The 20,686-nt window shown below is 66.7% G+C and carries 19 protein-coding genes; 15 read left to right on the top strand and 4 right to left on the bottom strand.

Annotated features, from left to right (window positions below; all coding sequences use genetic code 11):
- Positions 1-14 precede the first annotated feature (14 nt).
- The 3 genes from BRAD285_RS26060 to BRAD285_RS35895 are packed head-to-tail and all read left to right on the top strand — an operon-like array spanning position 15 to position 2,792.
- Positions 15-1,553, top strand: a complete 1,539-nt coding sequence (locus BRAD285_RS26060; protein ID WP_006615501.1) for a phytoene desaturase — start codon at positions 15-17, stop codon at positions 1,551-1,553.
- Complete coding sequence (locus BRAD285_RS26055) at positions 1,550-2,590, top strand: phytoene/squalene synthase family protein (RefSeq protein ID WP_006615502.1); 1,041 nt, start codon at positions 1,550-1,552, stop codon at positions 2,588-2,590. Before BRAD285_RS26060 ends, BRAD285_RS26055 begins: the two co-directional genes overlap by 4 nt.
- Positions 2,591-2,642: 52 nt before the next feature.
- Complete coding sequence (locus BRAD285_RS35895; protein WP_006615503.1) at positions 2,643-2,792, top strand: hypothetical protein; 150 nt, start codon at positions 2,643-2,645, stop codon at positions 2,790-2,792.
- A 452-nt stretch (positions 2,793-3,244) separates the two neighbouring features.
- Here BRAD285_RS35895 and BRAD285_RS26050 read toward each other — a convergent pair whose 3' ends face one another.
- Together BRAD285_RS26050 and crtD are read right to left on the bottom strand one after the other, a co-directional pair.
- Positions 3,245-4,078: a hydratase gene (locus BRAD285_RS26050; protein WP_244422402.1), complete on the bottom strand. Its 834-nt coding sequence runs from the start codon at positions 4,076-4,078 to the stop codon at positions 3,245-3,247.
- Between the two features lie 47 nt (positions 4,079-4,125).
- Positions 4,126-5,655 carry a 1-hydroxycarotenoid 3,4-desaturase CrtD gene (gene crtD / locus BRAD285_RS26045; protein ID WP_035648919.1) on the bottom strand — a complete coding sequence of 510 codons (1,530 nt, stop codon included), beginning with the start codon at positions 5,653-5,655 and terminating at the stop codon, positions 4,126-4,128.
- A gap of 120 nt (positions 5,656-5,775) precedes the next feature.
- On the opposite strand from crtD, the gene BRAD285_RS26040 reads away from it, so the two are divergent.
- The 12 genes from BRAD285_RS26040 (at position 5,776) to BRAD285_RS25985 (ending at position 16,687) form a co-directional block, all read left to right on the top strand.
- A complete protein-coding gene (locus BRAD285_RS26040; protein WP_006615506.1) occupies positions 5,776-6,645 on the top strand; it encodes a polyprenyl synthetase family protein in 870 nt (289 codons plus the stop codon).
- A gap of 311 nt (positions 6,646-6,956) precedes the next feature.
- A complete protein-coding gene (locus tag BRAD285_RS26035; protein WP_006615507.1) occupies positions 6,957-8,102 on the top strand; it encodes a methyltransferase in 1,146 nt (381 codons plus the stop codon).
- Between the two features lie 89 nt (positions 8,103-8,191).
- Entirely contained in the window at positions 8,192-9,133 is a 942-nt protein-coding gene (gene bchC, locus BRAD285_RS26030) for a chlorophyll synthesis pathway protein BchC (RefSeq protein ID WP_006615508.1), read from the top strand.
- The gene (locus BRAD285_RS26025; RefSeq protein WP_006615509.1) at positions 9,130-10,128 is read left to right on the top strand and encodes a chlorophyllide a reductase iron protein subunit X; all 999 of its coding nucleotides are present in this window, start codon (positions 9,130-9,132) and stop codon (positions 10,126-10,128) included. Before bchC ends, BRAD285_RS26025 begins: the two co-directional genes overlap by 4 nt.
- 32 nt (positions 10,129-10,160) lie before the next feature.
- Positions 10,161-11,705 carry a chlorophyllide a reductase subunit Y gene (bchY, locus tag BRAD285_RS26020; RefSeq protein ID WP_035648921.1) on the top strand — a complete coding sequence of 515 codons (1,545 nt, stop codon included), beginning with the start codon at positions 10,161-10,163 and terminating at the stop codon, positions 11,703-11,705.
- A complete protein-coding gene (gene bchZ / locus BRAD285_RS26015; protein WP_006615511.1) occupies positions 11,705-13,156 on the top strand; it encodes a chlorophyllide a reductase subunit Z in 1,452 nt (483 codons plus the stop codon). The genes bchY and bchZ overlap by 1 nt, the downstream gene beginning before the upstream one ends.
- A 33-nt stretch (positions 13,157-13,189) precedes the next feature.
- The gene (locus BRAD285_RS26010; RefSeq protein ID WP_006615512.1) at positions 13,190-13,417 is read left to right on the top strand and encodes a hypothetical protein; all 228 of its coding nucleotides are present in this window, start codon (positions 13,190-13,192) and stop codon (positions 13,415-13,417) included.
- A gap of 171 nt (positions 13,418-13,588) precedes the next feature.
- Positions 13,589-13,816 (top strand): light-harvesting antenna LH1, beta subunit, encoded by a 228-nt coding sequence (gene pufB / locus BRAD285_RS26005; RefSeq protein WP_006615513.1) that lies wholly within the window; start codon positions 13,589-13,591, stop codon positions 13,814-13,816.
- Positions 13,817-13,832: 16 nt separating this feature from the next.
- Positions 13,833-14,021, top strand: coding sequence for a light-harvesting antenna LH1, alpha subunit (gene pufA / locus BRAD285_RS26000; protein WP_006615514.1), 189 nt, complete (start codon positions 13,833-13,835; stop codon positions 14,019-14,021).
- Between the two features lie 180 nt (positions 14,022-14,201).
- A complete protein-coding gene (gene pufL, locus BRAD285_RS25995) occupies positions 14,202-15,047 on the top strand; it encodes a photosynthetic reaction center subunit L (protein WP_006615515.1) in 846 nt (281 codons plus the stop codon).
- Positions 15,048-15,065: 18 nt separating this feature from the next.
- Positions 15,066-15,992, top strand: a complete 927-nt coding sequence (gene pufM, locus BRAD285_RS25990) for a photosynthetic reaction center subunit M (protein WP_006615516.1) — start codon at positions 15,066-15,068, stop codon at positions 15,990-15,992.
- Between the two features lie 17 nt (positions 15,993-16,009).
- Positions 16,010-16,687 (top strand): heme oxygenase (biliverdin-producing), encoded by a 678-nt coding sequence (locus BRAD285_RS25985; RefSeq protein WP_006615517.1) that lies wholly within the window; start codon positions 16,010-16,012, stop codon positions 16,685-16,687.
- Between the two features lie 414 nt (positions 16,688-17,101).
- Here BRAD285_RS25985 and BRAD285_RS25980 read toward each other — a convergent pair whose 3' ends face one another.
- Together BRAD285_RS25980 and ppsR are read right to left on the bottom strand one after the other, a co-directional pair.
- Entirely contained in the window at positions 17,102-19,276 is a 2,175-nt protein-coding gene (locus tag BRAD285_RS25980; RefSeq protein ID WP_006615518.1) for a GAF domain-containing protein, read from the bottom strand.
- Complete coding sequence (gene ppsR, locus BRAD285_RS25975; protein WP_006615519.1) at positions 19,277-20,647, bottom strand: transcriptional regulator PpsR; 1,371 nt, start codon at positions 20,645-20,647, stop codon at positions 19,277-19,279.
- Positions 20,648-20,686 lie beyond the last annotated feature (39 nt).

Raw genomic sequence — 20,686 nt, 5'->3', positions numbered from 1 at the left:
TTACGCTTTCGGTCATGCTCGATGTCTCCACCATCAAGGCCGCTGTCCCGGCTGCGCTCGGAGACCGGCCGCATGCGGTCGTGATCGGCTCCGGCTTCGGCGGGCTTGCGGCGGCGGTCCGGCTCGGCGCGCGCGGCTATCGCGTCACCTTGTTCGAGCAGCTCGATGCGCCCGGCGGCCGCGCCTCTGTGCATCACCAGGACGGCTTCACCTTCGATGCGGGACCTACCATCGTCACCGCGCCGTTCCTGTTCGAGGAATTGTGGCAGCTGTGCGGACGGCGAATGTCGGATGACGTTACGCTCAAGCCGATCTCACCGTTTTATCGCATCCGCTTCGACGACGGCACGATCTTCGATTGCTCGGCCGACCCGGCGGCGATGCGCGCCGGGGTGGCACGGATCTCGCCAGGCGATGTCGATGGCTACGAGCGCTTCATGAAGGCGAGCGAGGCGATCTTCAAGAAGGGCTTTGAGGAGCTCGGCGACGTGCCGTTCCTGTCGCTGCTCGACATGGCCAAGATCGCGCCGGCGATGATCAAGCTGCAGAGTTTCCGCTCGGTCTACGGCCTCGTGTCCCAGCATGTGCGCGACGAGCGGCTGCGCATCATCCTGAGCTTTCATCCGCTGCTGATCGGCGGCAATCCGTTCACGACCACGTCGATCTATTGCCTGATCGCCTATCTCGAGCGCCGCTGGGGCGTGCACTTCGCGATGGGCGGCACCGGGGCGCTGGTGACCGGTCTCGTCAGTCTCATCGAAGGGCAGGGCGGCCAGGTGAGGTGCTCGGCGCCCGTGGCCGAGATCACCACGAAGAACGGCGTTGCCACCGGCGTGCGCCTGACATCCGGCGAAACGATCGCGGCCGATGTCGTCGTGTCCAATGGCTGCGCCGCCTGGACCTACAAGCATCTGCTGCCATCAGTGCCGCGGCGGCGGTGGACCGATGCGCGCATCGATCGCGCGCGCTACTCGATGAGCCTGTTCGTCTGGTATTTCGGCACGAAGCGCCGCTACGACGACGTCGAGCATCACACCATCCTGCTCGGCCCGCGCTACCGCGAGCTGCTCGACGACATCTTCCGCCGCAAGGTGCTGGCGGATGATTTCAGCCTCTATCTGCACCGGCCAACCGCGACCGATCCGTCGCTGGCGCCCGCCGGCTGCGACGCGTTTTACGTGCTCTCGCCGGTGCCGCATCAGGAGAGCGGCATCGACTGGACGGTCGCCGCCGAGCCGTTCCGAAGGCGGATCGAGACTGCGCTGAGCGAGTCGTTGCTGCCCGATCTCGCCGGGCAGATCGTCACCTCGCGTTTGCTCACGCCCGATGATTTCGAGCATCGCCTGTCGTCCTATCGCGGGGCCGCCTTCGGGCTCGAGCCTGTGCTGATGCAGAGCGCTTGGTTCCGGCCGCACAACAAGAGCGAAGAGGTCGAGCGACTCTATCTGGTCGGGGCCGGCACTCATCCCGGCGCCGGCCTTCCCGGCGTGTTGTCCTCGGCGCGCGTGCTCGATGAGCTCGTACCGGCGTCGCATGAGCTGGAGCGGCGATGAGCTGGAGCGAAGACATCGCGATCTGTCGGCGGATGTTGCGGGGCGGATCGAAGACCTTCTTCGCCGCGTCGAAAGTGTTGCCTCGTTCGGTCGGCGATCCCGCCATCGCGCTCTACGCGTTCTGCCGCGAGGCCGATGATGCGATCGACGGTCCCGCTCGCTGTGTCGATGCCGTCGAGGTTCTGCACGAGCGGCTCGACCGGGTCTATGACGGCGCACCGGACGACAATCCGGTCGATCGGGCGCTCGCCGGCGTTGTTGCGCATTTCGTCATTCCGCGCGGGCTGCCCGAGGCACTGCTCGAAGGCCTCGCCTGGGATGCGCAGGGCCGCCGCTACGAGACGTTGAGCGACGTACTCGCTTATGCCGTGCGCGTCGCCGGCACCGTCGGTGTCATGATGTCGCTGCTGATGAACCGGCGGGAGTCCGAGACGATCGGGCGCGCCTGCGATCTCGGCATTGCGATGCAGCTCACCAACATCGCGCGCGACGTCGGCGAGGATGCGCGCAATGGCCGGCTCTATCTGCCGCAGCAATGGCTGCGCGAGGCCGGTCTCGACGTCGAGACCTGGCGCGCGGCACCGTTCTTCGATGACCGAATTGGCCGTGTCACCGCGCGGCTGCTCGCGGTCGCCGACGTGTTCTATGCGCGCGCTGCGGCCGGCATTGCGGATCTGCCATGGACCTGCCGGCCCGGCATTCACGCCGCGCGGCTGATCTATGCCGACATCGGCCGCGAAGTGGCGCGCGCCGAGTTCGATTCGATGTCGCAGCGCGCCATCGTTTCGATTCCGCGCAAGCTGCAGCTGCTCGGCAAGGCCGCGGCGGTGTCGTTGCTGCAGGCGCAGCCTTCGCTGGCGCCGGCGCGACCGGAGGCGCGGGTGCTGATCGACGCTGTGTTGGCTGCCGATGCGCAGCGGCCACATGCGCTCGCCCCGCCACGACGAACGATGCACGATCGAGCGCTGTGGGTCATCGACCTGTTCGAGCGGCTGGAGCGGCGTGAACAGCTGTCGCGCTCGGCGCGGACGTCGTGAGGGTCTGGCGACTCAACAGCGCGCTCGAGATGTGCTTCATGAGTGGGACATCATGAGCGAGATGGGCGGCCTGCTCGAATTCGTCGTCGTCGCGCTCTGCGTTCTCGGCTGGCTGGTGCTCGAATGGCAAGGCCGCCGCCTCGACCGCCAGCGCGCCGAGCGCGAGGCGAGGGAGCGTGACGCCGACGAGAATTCGTCGTAGAGTGGGCAAAGGCGCGCCTCGCCTATTGCCGTCAGCAAAGATCGGCGCCCGCGCCGTGCCCACGTGCTCAGCGTTTGATGCCGATGGTGGGCACGTCACGGCGCAGCTTCGCCGCGTCGCGCCTTTGCCCACCCTACGACAGCTTAGCTCTGGAGTGACAGAAGTTGCCCTCGATGCATCCGCACTCACCGCTGTCGTCCCGGCCTTGAGCCGGGACCCATACCCCCAGGGAGTGGTTTGAGGCACGCCGGCGATTGGCCTTTTGCCCGTTACGACGGCCGCGGCGTATGGGTTCCGGATCGGCGCCGTGACGCGCTGTGCGCATCACGGCTTGTCCGGGACGACACCTTCGTTTGTTGCGCGGATGAGCGCTTGTTGCGCGCGAGTGTTTGTCGCACGATGCAATGTTTGTCGCGCAAGCGAAGCTTGTCGGGTGCGTTTGCGCGAGTCGATCAACCTCGTCCTCTCCAGCCCTCGCGCCGCGGCATCCTGAACGGCAGCATGGCCTGGACGATCGGCATCTGGAAGCGGTCGAGCGAAAGGCTTTCATGCATCATGGCGACGTCCTCGCCATGGATGCGCGCGGCGAGGTGGGAGCGAGCGTAGAACGGGGCATCCTCCAGCGTGCTCACCACGCGCACCGATGTCTCAGCGTCGGCGCGGGCGCTGCGGTCGACGCGCCACAACGTCTTGCGCAGAGGAGTATCGACCAGCGGCGCGATGCGCTCAAGCTTCGCATCGGGATCGACGTGCAGCGCGATGGACTTGTCAGCGCCGGCGCGTGCGACCGTGTCGTAGGAGATCACCGTGCCGGTGCGCGTCGCGGCGCGCGACCATTGCCAGCTCTGAAAGTCACGCTCCAGCGGCGCGTCGCCATGGTTGATGTCGAAATAGCCGTCGCCGCGCCAGTGCAGATCGGGATGATCGAAGTCCACCGCCACGCGGCAGCACGGAGCGATGGGCTGCCAGCGATGACGCCCTTCGGAATCGAGCGTGAACGCAACCTCGTTCAGCGCCGTTGGCACCACGCGCACCTTGCCGCGCAGGGGCAGTGGCCAGGGCACGCTGACCTCGCTGATCTCGATCGAGAGCTCGCGGCCGTTCCAGCTCAAGCTGCTCGGCCCGATGTCAAAGCTGGACTCATCGCGTCGGATCGCGCCCCGGCCGCGCTCGGTCATCGCCCAGCGCCGCGCGCGCTCGCCATAGAGGGCGACATTGAGCGCACAATGATTTTCCGGATCCGCCGGACCGCGCTGCCGCGCCCACGCGTAGTACGGCGAGAACACGCTGCCGACGAAGGCAATGATGGTGAGGCCGAAGCGGCCGTCGTCGCTCAGCGCGTCGACATACCACCACGCATAGCCGTCCGGCGGGACGGGGCGGTCGAAGCGAGGTCCGCAATCGCCCTGTTGGCTGCCATCCGGCCCGACAGCGCTGCCATCGGGACGCCCGGTCCCGGATGTGCGCTGCCTCCCGCCACGTAGAGGCCCGGCAGCCTGGTCAGCGCGCCCGGCCGTTGGAATGAGGCCATCCAGCCGTGCGAGCTGCGGCCGTACAGCGCGCCCCCTGTGCCCGGAAACATCCGGTTGAAATCCGCCGGCGTCGTCACGCGGGTCAATTCCGGCGTCGTTGCGATGCTCAGGCCGCAGCGCTGCAGCAGGTCGAACGTCTGGCGGGCACATTGGCTGATCTCCGAAGGAGCGAAGCGATGATGGTCGCCGGTGGCCGGCGCGTTGATCAGCACGAACAGCGGCTCGTTCGTGCCGGGCTCGCGCGGCTGGTTTTCCCGGTCCTGCGCGCAGACATAGACGGTGGGCTCGGCCGGCATCATCAGGCGATCGACCAGCTGATCGAACTCGGCGCGGTAGTCGCGCGAGAAGAACACATTGTGCCGGGCGAGCGGAAAGCCGTCGGCGCGCGCCAGGCAGCTCCAGGTCATCGCCGAGAGCGAGCGCGCCGACTCTGGAAGCGGGGGCAAGGCTCGCGCCACGTCCGTGCCGAACAGGCCCTGCGCCAGTGCGGCGACATCGGCGGTTGCGATCACGGCATCGGCCGCGATCTGCTCGCCATCGGCGAGCCGGACCCCTGTCGCGCGGCCGCTCTGCGTGACGATGCCGGCGACCTCGCTATCATAGCGGATGCTGACGCCGTGGCGCCGCGCCAGCGCCGCGAGACACGCGGCGAGCTCGTGCATGCCGCCGTCGATCGACCAGACGCCGGACTGCTCGACATGGGCGACCAGCATCAGGGTCGCCGGCGCGTGGAAGGGCGATGAGCCGCAATAGGTGGCGTAGCGGCCGAACAGCTGCTGCAGGCGGGGATCACGAAAATAGCCGCCGAGCGCCTTCCACAAGGTCTGGAACGGACGGATTGCCGTGAGATCGCGGAAGCCGGCGTTGCGTAGGAGATGCGTCATGCTCGGCGCCGGCGTGCGGATGAAGGGATCCCTCAGCGTCTCGAAGATGCGGCGCGCATCGCGGCAGAAGACGCGATAGCCCTCGGCCTCGCTGCGGCCGGCGAAATGGCCGATCGCGTCCGTCGAGCGGTCCTCGTCGACGAACAGATCGAGCGTCCGGCGATCGGTCCAGGCGTGGCGCGCGAGAACGTCGAGCGGGGTCAGCGTGAGATGGTCGTCGATCGAGGTGCCGATCTCGTCGAACAATTCGTCGAACACCCAGCGCATCGTGAACACGGTGGGACCCGAGTCGATGCGCGCGGGTCCGATCGCGACCTGCCGCATCTTGCCGCCGGGCGCGGTCGCCCGCTCCAGCACCGTCACCTCGGCTCCGCGCGCGGCGAGGGTGAGTGCGGCGCTGAGCCCTGCCATCCCGGCGCCAACCACGATCACACGGTGATCGGCCATTGCTCGCACTCCTGTCCGCCGGACCTGACGCGGGAAATGTCTAGCATGATTTACAGTATGGGTGTAAGCTGAAATTTACATAGCGAGGACCCGAATGGCCTCGCGGCAGGGGAGGCTGGCATGGACGTGATGGCCCGGATCGAAAAATCCCTCGTCGCAGCAGTCGCGTTGGCCGACCGGCCCGGATGTCCGCCACGGCTTTCGGCCGCGATGCAGGCGGCGGTGTTCCCGAGAGGCGCGCGGGTGCGGCCCCGGCTCTGTCATGCAGTGGCCGCGGCCTGCGGCGACGACGAACCGTCGGCGACGGATGCTGCGGGATCGGCGATCGAGTTGTTGCACTGCGCTTCGCTGGTTCATGACGATCTGCCGTGCTTCGACAATGCCAAGCTGCGGCGCGGCCGGCCATCGGTGCATGCCGCGTTCGGCGAGCCGCTCGCGGTGCTCGCCGGCGACGCGCTGATCGTGCTCGCCTTCCAGACGCTCGCCAAGTCGCGCTGCTCGCCGGATCGGCTGGCGCGGCTGATCGCGACTATTGGCGATTCCGTCGGCGTGCCGCATGGCATCTCCGCGGGCCAGGCGTGGGAGTGCGAGCCGGAGATCGACCTGTCGCGCTATCACCGGTCGAAGACCGGCGCATTGTTTGCGGCCGCCACCGTGTCCGGTGCTGCCGCGGCGGGGCATGACGATCCGGAGGCGTGGCGCACGCTGGGTGAGACCATCGGCGAGGCTTATCAGGTCGCCGACGACATTCGCGATGCAGCCAGCGACGAGGAGGAGGCGGGCAAGCCGGTCGGGCAGGATGCTGCGCTCGGGCGGCCCAATGCCGTGCTGCTGTATGGGCTCACCGGCGCCGTCAGCTACCTGCACGATCTCGTCGCCGACGGCATCCGCACCATGCCGCCCTGCGCTCACGCGCACGAGCTGCGCATGCTGATGGAGCAGGAAGCCAAGCGCCTGGTGCCGCGCCGCCTGGCGGCGTCGGCGGCATGAGCTTGCTCTTAATGGCCACGCTCGCGCGGCGCTCGCAGTGCCCACCCTCCCCTGGAGGGGGAGGGTCGCCGCGCATGCGCGCAGCGGCATGCGCGGCGGGGTGGGGTGACAGACCATCCGCGCGCGCGGTGTTGGGGGCTTTTCAGGTGCCGCTGCCGGCAAACCTCATTTCGTCTGGACCCATTGGCACCTGTTTCCGGGCTCACCCCACCCCACCGCGCGCCTTGCGCGCGGTGACCCTCCCCCTCCAGGGGAGGGTGGGCAGCCGTGCGCGTCGATGCGCCATTGCTCGCGGGCTGGAGCGCTGATCCGTGTCGACTGTCGTCCGCCACGACACGTCGCCCCCGATCAGCTTCGGCGATCGCTGGCGCGGCTGGCGCGATGCGCTGCTCGCGAGTGCTGCGTTTCAGCGCTGGGCGGCGGCGTTTCCGTTGACGCGGCCGATCGCGCGCCGGCGGGCGGCGGAGCTGTTCGATCTGTGCGCCGGCTTCGTCTACTCGCAGACGCTTTCCGCCTGCGTGCAGCTCGATCTGTTCGAGACGCTGCGCGCAGGACCGCGGGACCTCGCGGCGCTGGCCGCGCGCGGAGCGATTCCTGTCGCTTCGATGGAGAGCCTGTGCGAGGCGGCGTGCGCCCTGAAACTGCTCGAGCGTCGTGGCGCGGCCCGCTATGGGCTTGGTCCGCTCGGCGCGGCGCTGCTCGGCAATCCCGGCATTGCCGCGATGGTCCGGCATCACGCCGCGCTCTACGCCGATCTCGGCGATCCCCTGGCGCTGCTGCGTGGCCACGATCGCGAGCGTCGCCTCGCGCATTACTGGCCCTATGCGCTCGACCATGGCGGCGCCTCGCTCACGCGCGACGATGTCGCGCCCTACACGGCGTTGATGGCGGCGTCGCAACCGATGATCGCGGACGTGGTGCTGTCAGCCTATCCTTTGACCGGCCATCGCTGCCTGCTCGATGTCGGCGGCGGCGACGGCAGTTTCCTCGTCGCCGCCGCGCGGGCGGCGCCGCAGCTGCGACTGCAGCTGTTCGATCTGCCCGGGGTCGCCGCGATTGCCGGGGAGCGCCTCACAAAGGCCGGGCTGGCCGATCGCACGACGATCACGGCGGGCAGCTTCTACGACGATCCGCTGCCATCCGGCGCCGATGTCATCTCGCTGATTCGCGTGGTGCATGATCACGATGACGACGCGGTGGCGCACCTGCTTGCCAAGGCCCGCGCGGCGTTGCCGCAGGACGGCGTATTGCTGCTCGCCGAGCCCATGCGCGACGCGGCGGGGGGGAGCCAAGGCGTCAGCGCTTATTTTGAGATCTATCTCCGCGCGATGGGACAGGGCCGGCCGCGCTGCGCAAGCCGTCTGCGCGAGCTGCTGAAGATGGCAGGCTTTTCGCAGGTGCGAGTGCTTCGCACACGCATCCCTTTGATCGCGAGCGTGATTGTCGCGAAAAGCTGACACTCTGAATGTAAATTTATATTGACACTCTGCGTGGTCCGACTAACCTGACACCCGTAACTGAGCGGGCGTCGCCGGGGAGTTGGGCAATGGACGCGATCGCCGTCGTACTGGGGAGGCCGAGGCAATTATCGCTGCAGCACCTGGTGCTCGCAGACGCCCCGGACTGCCTGACCGTCGACATCGAATGGAGCGCGATCAGCACCGGCACCGAGCGGTTGCTGTACGAAGGCCGCATGCCGCAGTTTCCGGGCATGGGCTATCCGCTCGTGCCGGGCTACGAGGCGGTGGGCCGCGTCGCACAGGCTGCACCGCATTCCGGTTTTCGGAAAGGCGAGCGGGTGTTCGTGCCGGGCGCGGCGCGCTGCTTCGGCGAGGTACGCAGCCTGTTCGGCGCCGCGGCCTCGCGTCTCACGGTTCCTCCGCAGCGCCTAGTCGCGATCGATGAGTCGACCGGCGAGCGCGGCGTGCTGCTCGCGCTGGCGGCGACCGCCTATCATGCCTTGTCGATCGGCGGTGACGGCCAGGCCGAATGCGTGGTCGGCCACGGTGTGCTCGGCCGTCTGCTGGCCCGGCTGATCGTTGCGATGGGCGGCGATCCGCCCGTGGTGTGGGAGAGCAATCCCGATCGCGCCGCGGGCGCAGCCGGTTATCGCGTCATCGATCCCGCTCACGACGAGAAGCGCGACTATCGACTGATCTTCGATGCCAGCGGCGATGCCGGGCTGCTCGACAGCCTGATTGCGCGCCTGGCGCCGCGCGGCGAGATCATTCTCGCCGGCTTCTACAGCGCGCCGCTGACCTTCTCCTATCCGCCGGCCTTCATGCGCGAGGCGGCGATCCGCGTCGCCGCCGAATGGAAGCATGAGGATCTGCTTGCGGTGCGCAACCTCATCGATACCGGCCGGCTGTCGCTGGACGGACTGATCACGCATCACGCCGCGGCCGCATCGGCCGAGAGCGCCTACCGGACCGCGTTCGACGATCCGTCATGTCTCAAGATGGTCCTGGACTGGAGAGCAGCCGCATGAACGCGCCCACCAAGATCACTGCGATCACAGATGCCCTGCGCGCGGAGGCCGCGATCGAGCCGGACGCACCGGTGACGGCTGCGCCGAAGAAGGCCACGCAGATCATCGCGATCTACGGCAAGGGCGGCATCGGCAAGAGTTTCACGCTCGCCAATTTGTCCTACATGATGGCGCAGCAAGGCAAAAAGGTGCTCTTGATCGGCTGCGATCCGAAGAGCGACACGACCTCGCTCCTGTTCGGCGGTCGCGCCTGCCCGACGATTCTCGAGACCTCGTCGAAGAAGAAGCTGGCCGGCGAGGAGGTCAAGATCGGCGACGTCTGCTTCAAGCGCGACGGCGTGTTCGCGATGGAGCTCGGCGGGCCCGAGGTCGGCCGCGGCTGCGGCGGGCGCGGCATCATCCACGGCTTCGAGCTGATCGAGAAGCTCGGCTTCCATGATTGGGGTTTCGACTACGTGCTGCTCGACTTCTTAGGCGACGTCGTCTGCGGCGGCTTCGGCCTGCCGATCGCGCGCGACATGTGCCAGAAGGTGATCATCGTCGGCTCCAACGATCTGCAATCGCTCTACGTCGCCAACAATGTCTGCTCGGCGGTGGAGTATTTCCGCAAGCTCGGCGGCAATGTCGGCGTCGCCGGGATCGTCATCAACAAGGACGACAGCACCGGCGAGGCGCAGGCGTTTGCGGACGCCGTCGGCATCCCGGTGCTGGCCTCGATCCCGGCCGACGACGACATCCGCCGCAAGAGCGCGAGCTATCAGATCATCGGCAAGCCCGGCACAGCCTGGGCGCCGCTGTTCGAGCAGCTCGCCACCAACGTCGCCGAGGCGCCGCCGCAGCATCCGCATCCCCTGACGCAGGACGGCCTGCTCGGCCTTTTCAAGGCCTCGGAGGTCGGCCGCGACGTGGTGCTGGAGCAGGCGACGCTCGAGGACATGTGCGGCAGCACGGCTGTCGCTAAGCCGTCGCTCGAAGTGATCTACGACAATGTGTGATCGGTGCGTACTGAGCAGTGGAAGCTAGTGCAATGAGCGATGCGGTGGTCCATCAGGCGGTGAGCGCGCAGAGCGGCGCGGCAGAGATGCCGGCGCAGCCCGAGGCGCTCGGCTGTCACGCCGGCAAGGCCGAGCTCAAGCGCGCGGCCAACGCCGCCGGCAAGAGCGAAGTCCTGGCGCGCTACGCGGCTGACTATCCGGCCGGGCCGCATGACCAGCCGCAGAGCATGTGCCCGGCGTTCGGCTCGCTGCGCGTCGGCCTGCGCATGCGGCGCACCGCGACAGTGCTGTCGGGCTCGGCCTGTTGCGTCTATGGCCTGACCTTCACCTCGCATTTTTATGGCGCGCGGCGCAGCGTCGGCTATGTCCCGTTCAACTCGGAGACCTTGGTCACCGGAAAACTGTTCGAGGACATCCGCGACGCCGTGTTCAAGCTCGCCGATCCCGCTGACTACGACTGCGTCGTCATCATCAATCTCTGCGTTCCCACGGCTTCCGGCGTGCCGTTGCAGATCCTGCCGAAGGAGATCAACGGCGTCCGCGTGATCGGCATCGACGTTCCCGGCTTTGGCGTGCCCACCCATGCTGAGGCCAAGGACGTGCTCGCCGGCGCGATGCTGAACTATGCGCGGCGCGAGGCGGAGCAGGGGCCCGTGCAGGCGCCCCGCGCGCCGCGTACTGACAAGCCGACGATCACCTTGCTCGGCGAGATGTTCCCGGCCGATCCCGTTGGGATCGGCATGCTGCTGGCGCCGCTCGGCCTTGCCGCAGGACCGACCGTGCCGACGCGCGAATGGCGCGAACTGTATGGCGCGTTGGATTGCGCGGCGGTCGCGGCGATCCATCCGTTCTACACGGCCTCGATCCGCGAGTTCGAGGCGGCTGGCCGTCCGATCATTGGTTCCGCACCGGTCGGCTGCGACGGCACCGCGGACTGGCTCGAAGCGGTCGGCACTGTCTGCGGCGCTGGTCGTGCGCAGATCGATGCGGCGAAGAATGCGGTGTTGCCGGCGATCCGCGGCGCGCTCGCGGCGGCGCCGATCCGCGGCCGCATCACCCTATCGGGCTACGAAGGCTCTGAGCTATTGGTCGGGCGCCTGCTGGTCGAGAGCGGCGCCGACCTGCGCTATGTCGGCACGGCGTGCCCGCGTACGCGCTGGTCGGAAGCCGATTGCGCCTGGTTGGAGGCGCGCGGCGTACGCGTGCAGTACCGCGCCTCGCTGGAGCAGGATCTCGCGGCGGTCGATGAGTTCGCGCCCGATCTTGTCATCGGCACCACGCCGGTGGTCCAGAAGGCCAAGGCGCGCGCGATTCCCTCACTCTACTTTACCAACCTCATCTCGGCGCGGCCGCTGTTCGGCGTCTCCGGGGCCGGCTCGCTGGCGCAGGTCGTCAATGCAGCGATCGCCGGCAAGGCACGCTTCGACGAGATGCGTGAGTTCTTCGAAGGTGTCGGCGAGGGCGACACCGCGGGCGTGTGGCAGGGCACTCCTGTCGCGCGTCCTGATTTCCGCGACAAGTATCGCAAGGCGGTCGCGGCGCAGGCCAAGAAACGCAAGTCCGAGGAGATGGTGTAATGCTGATCCTCGACCACGATCGCGCCGGCGGCTATTGGGGCTCGGTCTACGCGTTCACCGCGATCAAGGGCCTGCAGGTCATCATCGACGGCCCGGTCGGCTGCGAGAACCTGCCTGTCACCTCGGTGCTGCACTACACCGACGGCCTGCCGCCGCACGAATTGCCGATCGTCGTCACCGGATTGGGCGAGGACGAGCTCGGCCAGAAGGGCACCGAGCAGGCGATGAAGCGCGCCCGCGCCGCGCTCGATCCGGACCTGCCGGCGGTGGTCGTCACCGGTTCGATCGCCGAGATGATCGGCGGCGGCGTGACGCCGGAAGGCTCCAACATCAAGCGCTTCCTGCCGCGCACGATCGACGAAGATCAGTGGCAGAGCGCCAACCGCGCCTTGAGCTGGCTGTGGAGCGAATACGGCCTGCGCAAGATCCCCGAGCGCAAGCCGCGCGCCGAGGGCGAAAAGCCTCGCGTGAACATCATCGGACCGATCTACGGCACCTTCAACATGCCGTCGGATCTCGCCGAGATCCGCCGCCTGGTCGAGGGCATCGGCGCCGAGATCAATATGGTGTTCCCGCTCGGCAGCCACGTCGCTGACGTGCCGAAGCTGGTCAATGCCGACGTCAACATCTGCATGTATCGCGAGTTCGGCCGTCTGCTGTGCGAGACCTTGGAGCGGCCGTATTTGCAGGCGCCGATCGGGCTGCATTCGACGACCAAATTCCTGCGCTCGCTCGGCGAACTGACCGGGCTCGATCCGGAGCCGTTCATCATCAGTGAGAAGCACACCACGATCAAGCCGGTGTGGGATCTCTGGCGCTCGGTCACGCAGGACTTCTTCGGGACCGCGAGCTTCGGCATCGTCGCCTCCGAGACCTACGCGCGGGGCTTACGCAACTTCCTGGAAACCGAGCTCGGGCTGCCCTGCCACTTCGCGATCTCCCGCTGCGCCGGCGCCAAGACAGACAATGACGCGATCCGCAAGCTGATCCACGAGCGGCCGCCGCTGGTGCTGTTCGGCAGCTACAATGAGCGCATGTATGCGGCGGAAGCCGGCAACCGGGCGATCTACATCCCGGCCTCGTTCCCGGGCACGGTGATCCGCCGCCACACCGGCACGCCGTTCATGGGCTATGCCGGCGCGACCTACGTCGTGCAGGAGGTCTGCAACGCGCTGTTCGATGCGCTGTTCAACATCCTGCCGCTCGCCACGCAATTGGATCAGATCGCCGCGACGCCTGCGCGGCTCGAGCGCGAGCTGCCATGGGACGACGGCGCCAAGCTCGCGCTCGATCAGATCATCGAGACGCAGCCGGTGCTGGTGCGGATCTCTGCGGCCAAGCGGCTGCGCGACGCGGCCGAACGCGGTGCGCGCCAGGCCGGACTCGACACGGTGACGGAGGACGTTCTCGCGCAGGCGCGGTCACGGCTCGCAACGGGCCAGGCCGCGTAGTGCGATGGGGATGAGGCGGAGAGGGAGAGGACGATGTCGTTATACGAACGCATGGATCGTGACGTCGCGCCGAAATCGCGCGAGCGGATCGAATATCTCCTCGTCTACGCGGTGTGCTTCGCCGTGCTGATGGTCGAGGGCGTGCTGCGGCGAGTCGGCTCTGTCATCACGGGCCATCGTCCGGCGCCGCTCGGCGCGATCTTCGGCGAGGCGCGGCTCAAGGCCGCGAACTGCGCGACCTCCTCGTTCATGGGGATGTGAGGTCCCGAAAAGTTTCGAGCGTCGGGGTCATGAGTTCGGGCCCCGCAAGTCTTGCAAGGAATTCGTGCGGCTCGCCGCACGGATGTCATCCCGGCAACGGGATGGCGCTTCGACGCCGCTCACCTCGGTGGGCGGCATCCGGCCGTAAGGCCAACACCAGGAGGTACTACTATGGTGGAACCAAACAAGGGAGGCTCTCTGTCGGGGCTGACCGAATCGGAGGCTAGGGAATTCCATAGCATCTTCATGACGAGCTTTGTGGTCTTCACGGCGGTTGCGATCGTCGCCCACATTCTCGCCTGGATGTGGCGTCCCTGGCTGCCCGGACCGACTGGCTACAAGGCGGCGCTGGAAGGGGCAACCCACTACGCCACTCTCGCGATCTCCTACCTGACCTGATCGAAAGGAGAAAACTATGTGGCGCTTGTGGTTGCTGTTCGATCCGCGCAGAGTTCTCGTGGCTCTCGGGGTTTTCCTGTTCGGTCTGGCATTGGTGATTCACTTCATCCTGCTCAGCACGAACCGCTTCAACTGGCTGGAAGGACCTCGCGCGGCCAAGACGTCGTCGATCTCCGCTCCGGTCACGCCGGTGAAGCTCACCTAGAGCTTCGGCTCCAACAATGGGAAGCGGGCGCAGGCTCGGCGGCAGACCGTGTTCGCCCGCTTCCCAAATCTCCACGCTTTCTAATCTCGAGAGCTCCAAATCATCTGGGGCTCTACGGAGTTCACGACCTCGCGATACGACACGTCACATATCGAGCGACGGGCAGCGGAGGCAGGACCGATGGCAATGCTCAGCTTTGAACGAAAATACCGCGTCCGCGGCGGCACGTTGATCGGCGGCGATCTCTTCGATTTCTGGGTCGGACCGTTCTACGTCGGCTTCTTCGGCGTGACGACGATCTTCTTCACCTTCGTCGGCGTGGCGCTGATCCTCTATGCCACGGCGCTCGGACCGACGTGGAATCTCTGGCAGATCAGCATCAATCCGCCCGACGCCAAATACGGGCTGTCGTTCGCGCCACTCACGGAGGGCGGCTTCTGGCAGCTCATCACCGTGTGCGCGCACGGCGCGTTCGTCTCATGGGCGCTGCGCGAGGTCGAGATCTGCCGAAAGCTTGCGATCGGCTACCACGTCCCGGTCGCCTTCGGCTTTGCGATCTTCGCCTATTTCACGCTGGAGGTGATCCGTCCGGTGCTGATGGGTTCGTGGAGCTACGCGTTCCCCTACGGCATCATCACCCATCTCGATTGGGTATCGAACACCGGCTATCAGTTCGGCAACTTCCACTACAATCCCGCGCACATGATCGCGATCACGTTCTTCTTCACGACGTGTCTCGCGCTCGCGCTGCACGGCTCGCTGATCCTGTCGGCGGCCAATCCGGGCAAAGGCCAGGAGATGAAGTCGCCGGAGCATGAGAACACCATGTTCCGCGATCTCCTCGGCTACTCCATCGGCACGCTCGGCATCCACCGGCTCGGCCTGTTCCTGGCGCTGTCGGCGGTTTTCTTCAGCGCCGTCTGCATCGTCATCTCCGGTCCCGCCTGGCTCATGCCGGAAGGCAATGCCTGGTCGGATTGGTGGGATTGGTGGCGCAGGGTCCCGATCTGGTCGCCGCCGCAATGAGTTCAAGGAGAGGTCGTCATGGCCCAATACCAGAACATCTTCACGCAGATCCAAGTTCGTAGCAAAATCTACCCGGGTATCCCGATCGAGCCCGGGGTTTGGGAGCGGCTCGGCAAGGGCAGCTTCAACTACTGGTTCGGCAAGCTCGGCGACGCCCAGGTCGGCCCGGTCTATCTCGGCTTCCTTGGCCTCGCCTCGCTGATGTCCGGCTTCGTTGCGATCGAGATCATCGGTCTCAACATGCTGGCCTCTGTGAACTGGAGTCCGCTCGAGTTCATCCGCCAGTTCTTCTGGCTGTCCTTGCAGCCGCCGGCGCCGGAATACGGTCTGCAGATCTTCCCGCCGCTGCAGGAGGGCGGCTGGTGGCTGATGGCCGGCTTCTTCCTGACGACGTCGATCCTGTTGTGGTGGGCACGCACCTATCGCCGCGCCCGGGCGCTCGGTCTCGGCACGCATGTGTCGTGGGCGTTCGCGTCCGCAATCTGGCTCTATCTCGTGCTCGGCTTCATCCGGCCGATCTTCATGGGCAGCTGGAGCGAGGCGGTGCCGTTCGGCATCTTCCCGCACCTCGACTGGACCAACAACTTCTCCATCACCCACGGCAACCTGTTCTACAACCCGTTCCACATGCTCTCGATCGCCTTCCTCTATGGATCGGCGCTGCTGTTCGCGATGCATGGCGCAACGGTGCTGGCGATCAGCCGCTACGGCGGCGAGCGTGAGCTGGAGCAGATCGTGGACCGCGGCACGGCCTTCGAACGTGGTGCGCTGTTCTGGCGTTGGACGATGGGCTTCAACGCGACGGCCGAATCGATCCATCGCTGGGCCTGGTGGTTCGCCGTGCTTTGTACCTTGACCGGCGGCATCGGTATCCTACTGTCAGGCACCGTCGTCGATAATTGGTTCGACTGGGGCGTGAAACACGGGCTGGCGCCGTCGCGCTGAAGTCCTGCAGGTCTGAGATGTTGGACAGAGTTGAACAGATCGACATGGCCGGGCGCAGCACGCGTCCGGCCAGTCTTTTGGAAGCCATGCGCGAGCGCACCAAGGTGCTGCACGTCACCGCTGAGCGGACCGGTATCGTCGCCGAGCTGCTGCGCGGGCGCGGCACGCGAGCGGCCTATGCGGTGTTGCTGCGGAATCTCTTGCCGGTCTATGAGGCGATGGAAGCGGAGCTGCTACGTCATGCGGCCTCTCCCGTGACTGGCCTCATCGTGCGGCCCGAGCTGCATCGCAGTGCTGCGATCGCAGCCGACCTTGCGCAGCTCGATGCCCGCGATCTGCCGCTTCTGCCCGAAGCCATCACTTACGTCAGCGCCATCCGGGAGGCGGGATCGGGCTCCGGCCATCCGCTGCTGGCCCATGCCTACACGCGCTATCTCGGCGATCTCAGCGGCGGTCAGATCATCAAGAAGATTCTCGCGCGTTCGCTTTCGCTGCCGCACGAGGCGCTGTCGTTCTACGAGTTTCCGGAGATCGCGGATATCCCAAGCTTTAAGAACGAATACCGCGAGGCGCTGGAGCAGGCGGGTGGCGCGATGACGGAGCATGACTCTGTCGTCGAGGAGGCGGCGACTGCGTTCCAGCTGAACATCACCTTGTCGCAGGCGCTGCAGGCGGCTGTGGGGCTCGACGGGTAGGGTTTACACCGAGCGCCTGCTTCGACGACGCGATTGAACGCTCCAATCGTTTGGAGACAAGATGTTTCCGAGGGGACGGTCAGCTCCCCTCCCCCTTGCGGGGAGGGGTTGGGGGTGGGGGTCTCCGGAGCGCAGGGACTATCTTGGAGCGCGTGTAATGGTTTCGACTGGGCGTTGTTCTTAAGACACGAGCGTGCCGAAGCGTCGACGTGGGAGCGTTGTCGTTGCACGAGTTCTTCGCTCCTGAGAGCACGGGACCAGCGGACCCCCACCTCCGGCCCCTTCCCGCAAGGGGGAAGGGAGTGCACTCCGATCGCAGTGCCATCTCGGATCACATCGTCAAAGTGCGTGTGAGCTTGGCCAACGACTATGACCTGCATGGCCGATGAAGCCAAGCTCAGCCCGCGCTCCGTCTCACTCCTCGCTCTGCGAGCGATACCACACCAGGTGCTCAAGAATGCCCAGCGTCCGCGCGGTCGAGTTGCGGATGCTCTCCAGCATGTCCGGCATGCTGCCGGCCTCCGCGCCGTGCGTGACTTCGAGCGCGGCGAGTTGCGCGTTCTCGACTGTTGACGCGGCCAGCTCCTTGTAGATCAGGCTGGCGCTCTGATCGAGCCGCAGGCTCGGCCGGCGCGCGCTGTCGATCTCCTCCTGGAAGCGCGCGCGCGCCTCTTCGGCGGTCTTGCGCTCGGTCAGGTCCGAGAAGATCAGCACGAAGCCGAGCACGCGGTCGTACGGCGCGATCACCGGATCGGCGCGCACCATCAAGGGCCGTTGCGGCGAGGCGCCGCCGGCGAGCGTCAGCTCGCCGCGCCAGCTGCGCTTGTTGCGCATGAGGTCGTCGAGATTGGCGCGGAACTCCGCCGGCGCCGTGCAATACGCGCCGAGATCGCGCAGATGCGGAATATGCGGATGTGACGCCCGCAGTTGCTGCTCGAACGCTTCGTTCATCAGCAGGATGCGGCCCTCGACGTCGGCGATGATCACCGGCTGCTCCGAGCGCAGCACCTGGGCGCTGATCGTGGCGAGCTGGTCCTGCGCGATCACCATGCGCACCGAGCGCAGCTGCAGCGCCACGTCGGCGACGGTCTCGCTGATCACCCGGGCCGAGGCGAGCTCGGCTGCCGACCAGGGTTCGGACTTGCCTTCGACCAGCTGATGCCACTGTGCGAAGGAGCGGCGCGGCGACAGATCCGAAGGATCGTCGCCGATGATGACAGCCTTGAGCGGATCGCCGCCCCAGGTCACGGTCCTGACCTGCTCCGGCCTGAACCACAACAGATACTCGCCCTCGCTCGCCGACAGCGGCGCGGCAATCAAGCCGCTGGCGACCGATCGGACGTCGGCAAAGGATGGCTCGTCAAGCGTCAGCGACGCGGTCACCGTCAGCCCTTGCGCCGGCGCGTCCGGAGCCTTGCGCTTGCGATCGAGCCAGGCGGCGAGGTCGCGGATGCGCTGCGTCGACGGCACGTCGCCCGCGGTCATCACCTGGCCTTCGAACAACAGCGCAGCGCCGCGCGCGCCGAGCGGCTGCAGCAGCGATTGCGAACCGTCGAACAGAGCGGTCTGCCAGTCCCCGTCGCGCGACACCGCCTCGACCAGCCGCTGCTCCAGCCGGCGCACGACGAGCTCAGACTGACTCTGCGCAAAACTCTCCAGCGCGGCGATCCGGATTGCGCAGGTCTCCGACAGAGCCTCGCCGGCGGCGCGGATGTCGAACGGCACGAAGCGCGGCTCGTAATGATGGCAGGCGATCAGCCCCCAGAGACGGCCGCTCACCATCAGCGAGCACACGAGGGTGGCGCCGACGCCCATGTTCTGCAGATATTTCTGGTGGATCGGGGACATGCTGCGCAGGCAGCTCAAGGACATGTCGAGGTCGCGTCCGTTGAGCGGCGAGATGCGGGGCTGCAGCGGCACCGGCATGTAGTTGACGTCGACCAGCAGGCGCACGCGGTTGCGCTCATAGAGCCGCCGCGCGATCTGCGGAATGTCCGAGGCCGGATAGCGGTTGCCGAGAAACGCCTCCAGATCCGGCCGCCGCCGTTCCGACAGCACCTCGCCATGGCCCTCTTCGTCGAAACGATAGACCATCACGCGGTCGTAGCCGGTGATCTCGCGGAAGATGGTCGCGGTCTCGTCGCACAGGCCGATCAGCGAGGAGGCCGAGGTGATGCGATGGAAGGCGCCGTCCAGCGCCGGCGCGATGTTGGTGATCTTGGTTGCCGGCTCCAGCTCGACGATCAGTCCGCCATTGGAAGGCCGATGAATCGTGCAGTCCACCCGGCGCGGCGGCGTCCCGGCGTTGCAGCGCAGGGTCATCGGCGCAAGGTGCAGCGGGCCGCTCAGATGCGGCAGAATCTGCAGCGCCAGATCGCCGCCGAGATCGCGCAGCGGACGGCCCACGACGGAGGCGGCGCCGAGGAAGGCGGCCGCGTTGGTGCTGGCCTGGATGACGACGTTGTCCGGCTCCTTGACCGCCAGCAGAATGCCATGCGGCTGGATCGAGCCGGCGAGGTGAATCTGTTCGCGCTCGCAATCCGCAAGAGTCGCGTGGCCGAAGGCCGGCGTTGTCAGCGGAACGGGCAATCAGCTCCCCTTTTCGGTTTCCTCGTCGCTTTCTTCGAGTTGGCTCAGATTATACCGATCGAGCTTGGCGTAAAGGCTCTGGCGGCTCAGGCCGAGAATTTCGGCGGCCGATGTCCGGTTCCCGTTGGCCAATTCCAGGGCGGCGCGGACGTAATGCTGCTCGACGACCTCGACCGTGCTCCTCACGAGATCGCGCAGCGGCGTCTTGCCAACCGATTCGTTCAGCCCGGCAAGCGCCGCCCGCAGATTGTCGTGCTCTGCCGCAGGCGACAAGCGCCGTGCGATGTTGCGCATGATCAGGCCGATCCGGCGCTGCCCGTCCAGCCCATGGGCCGCAGCGGAGATCTCGACCTCGGTCTCGCTCCCGAGCTCGCCTTGGATGGTGGTCGACAGCAGCCGAACGGTGCCATGGCGCTCGACATTGGAGATCAGTACCGAGAGGTCGGCGCCGGGGCGGGTCAACCAGCGGCTCAGCTTCTCGCCGATGAGCGCCTCCTTCGAGCCGATCTCCACGAGCTCCAGGAACGCCCGATTGGCGCGCTTGATGGTGCCGGTGCCGTCGATGCTGATGACCGCGTCGGGAAGATTATCGATCAGCCCTTCCGGATCGTCGGAGACCGGCCCTGGCTGCGCGGACTTGCCGATCGGCGCCATCTGCAGCAGGTACATCGGCGCGGTATCGCTGGTCATCAGCGATCCCCGGAGCATCCAGGGCGCAGCGTCCTCGCCGAGATGGATCACGATGCCCGGCGCCTTGCCCTGATCGCGCACCCGCCTCAGCATCAGCTCGACGGGCTCGCGCTCCTTCTGCGGGATTTCATGCAGGAATTCGCGGCCGACCAGATTGTCCCGGCGCCGCCCGGAGGCGCCGAGCGCCGCGGCGGCGGTCCGGTTGGCTTCAATGATGCGCAGGTCCGAGACCTTCGTCAGCAGCACGGCCTCGTTGGAATCCTCGATCACCAGCCGGTAGCGGGTCTCGATCTCGCGCAGCTTCCAATAGTCGCGCTCGATGGTCTGCTGGGCCGAGATCAGGCGCGCCTGCAGCTCGGCGACGGCCTGGAGGTTCTTGCCGATCGCCAGCATGCCGGCCCGACCACCGAGCAGCACGGTGGTGAATTCCATCGGCAGCTCGAGGCCGCTCGGGAACCGCTGCGTGATCTGGCGAAAGGCGGAAATACCGGTCCGCCTGGTATCCTGCATGATGCGCTCGATCTTCTCGCTCGCATCGTCGACGATCTCGGACCACGGACGGCCGAGCCATACGTCAACATTCTCCGCCGACATGTTGGGAGACAGCGTCGCCTCCCGGATCACGCCGTCCATGTCGAGCAGCAATGTCACGTCGGGTCGTGGACCGTGAAACTCGGCCATGGTCTTGGCACCCGTTATCTTGGCACCCTCGAAAGACGC

The organism is Bradyrhizobium sp. ORS 285 (genome assembly GCF_900176205.1).
Classification (GTDB): Bacteria; Pseudomonadota; Alphaproteobacteria; order Rhizobiales; family Xanthobacteraceae; genus Bradyrhizobium.
The sequence above is the reverse complement of the archived record's forward strand: the minus strand, read 5'-3'. Positions and strand labels throughout refer to the sequence as shown.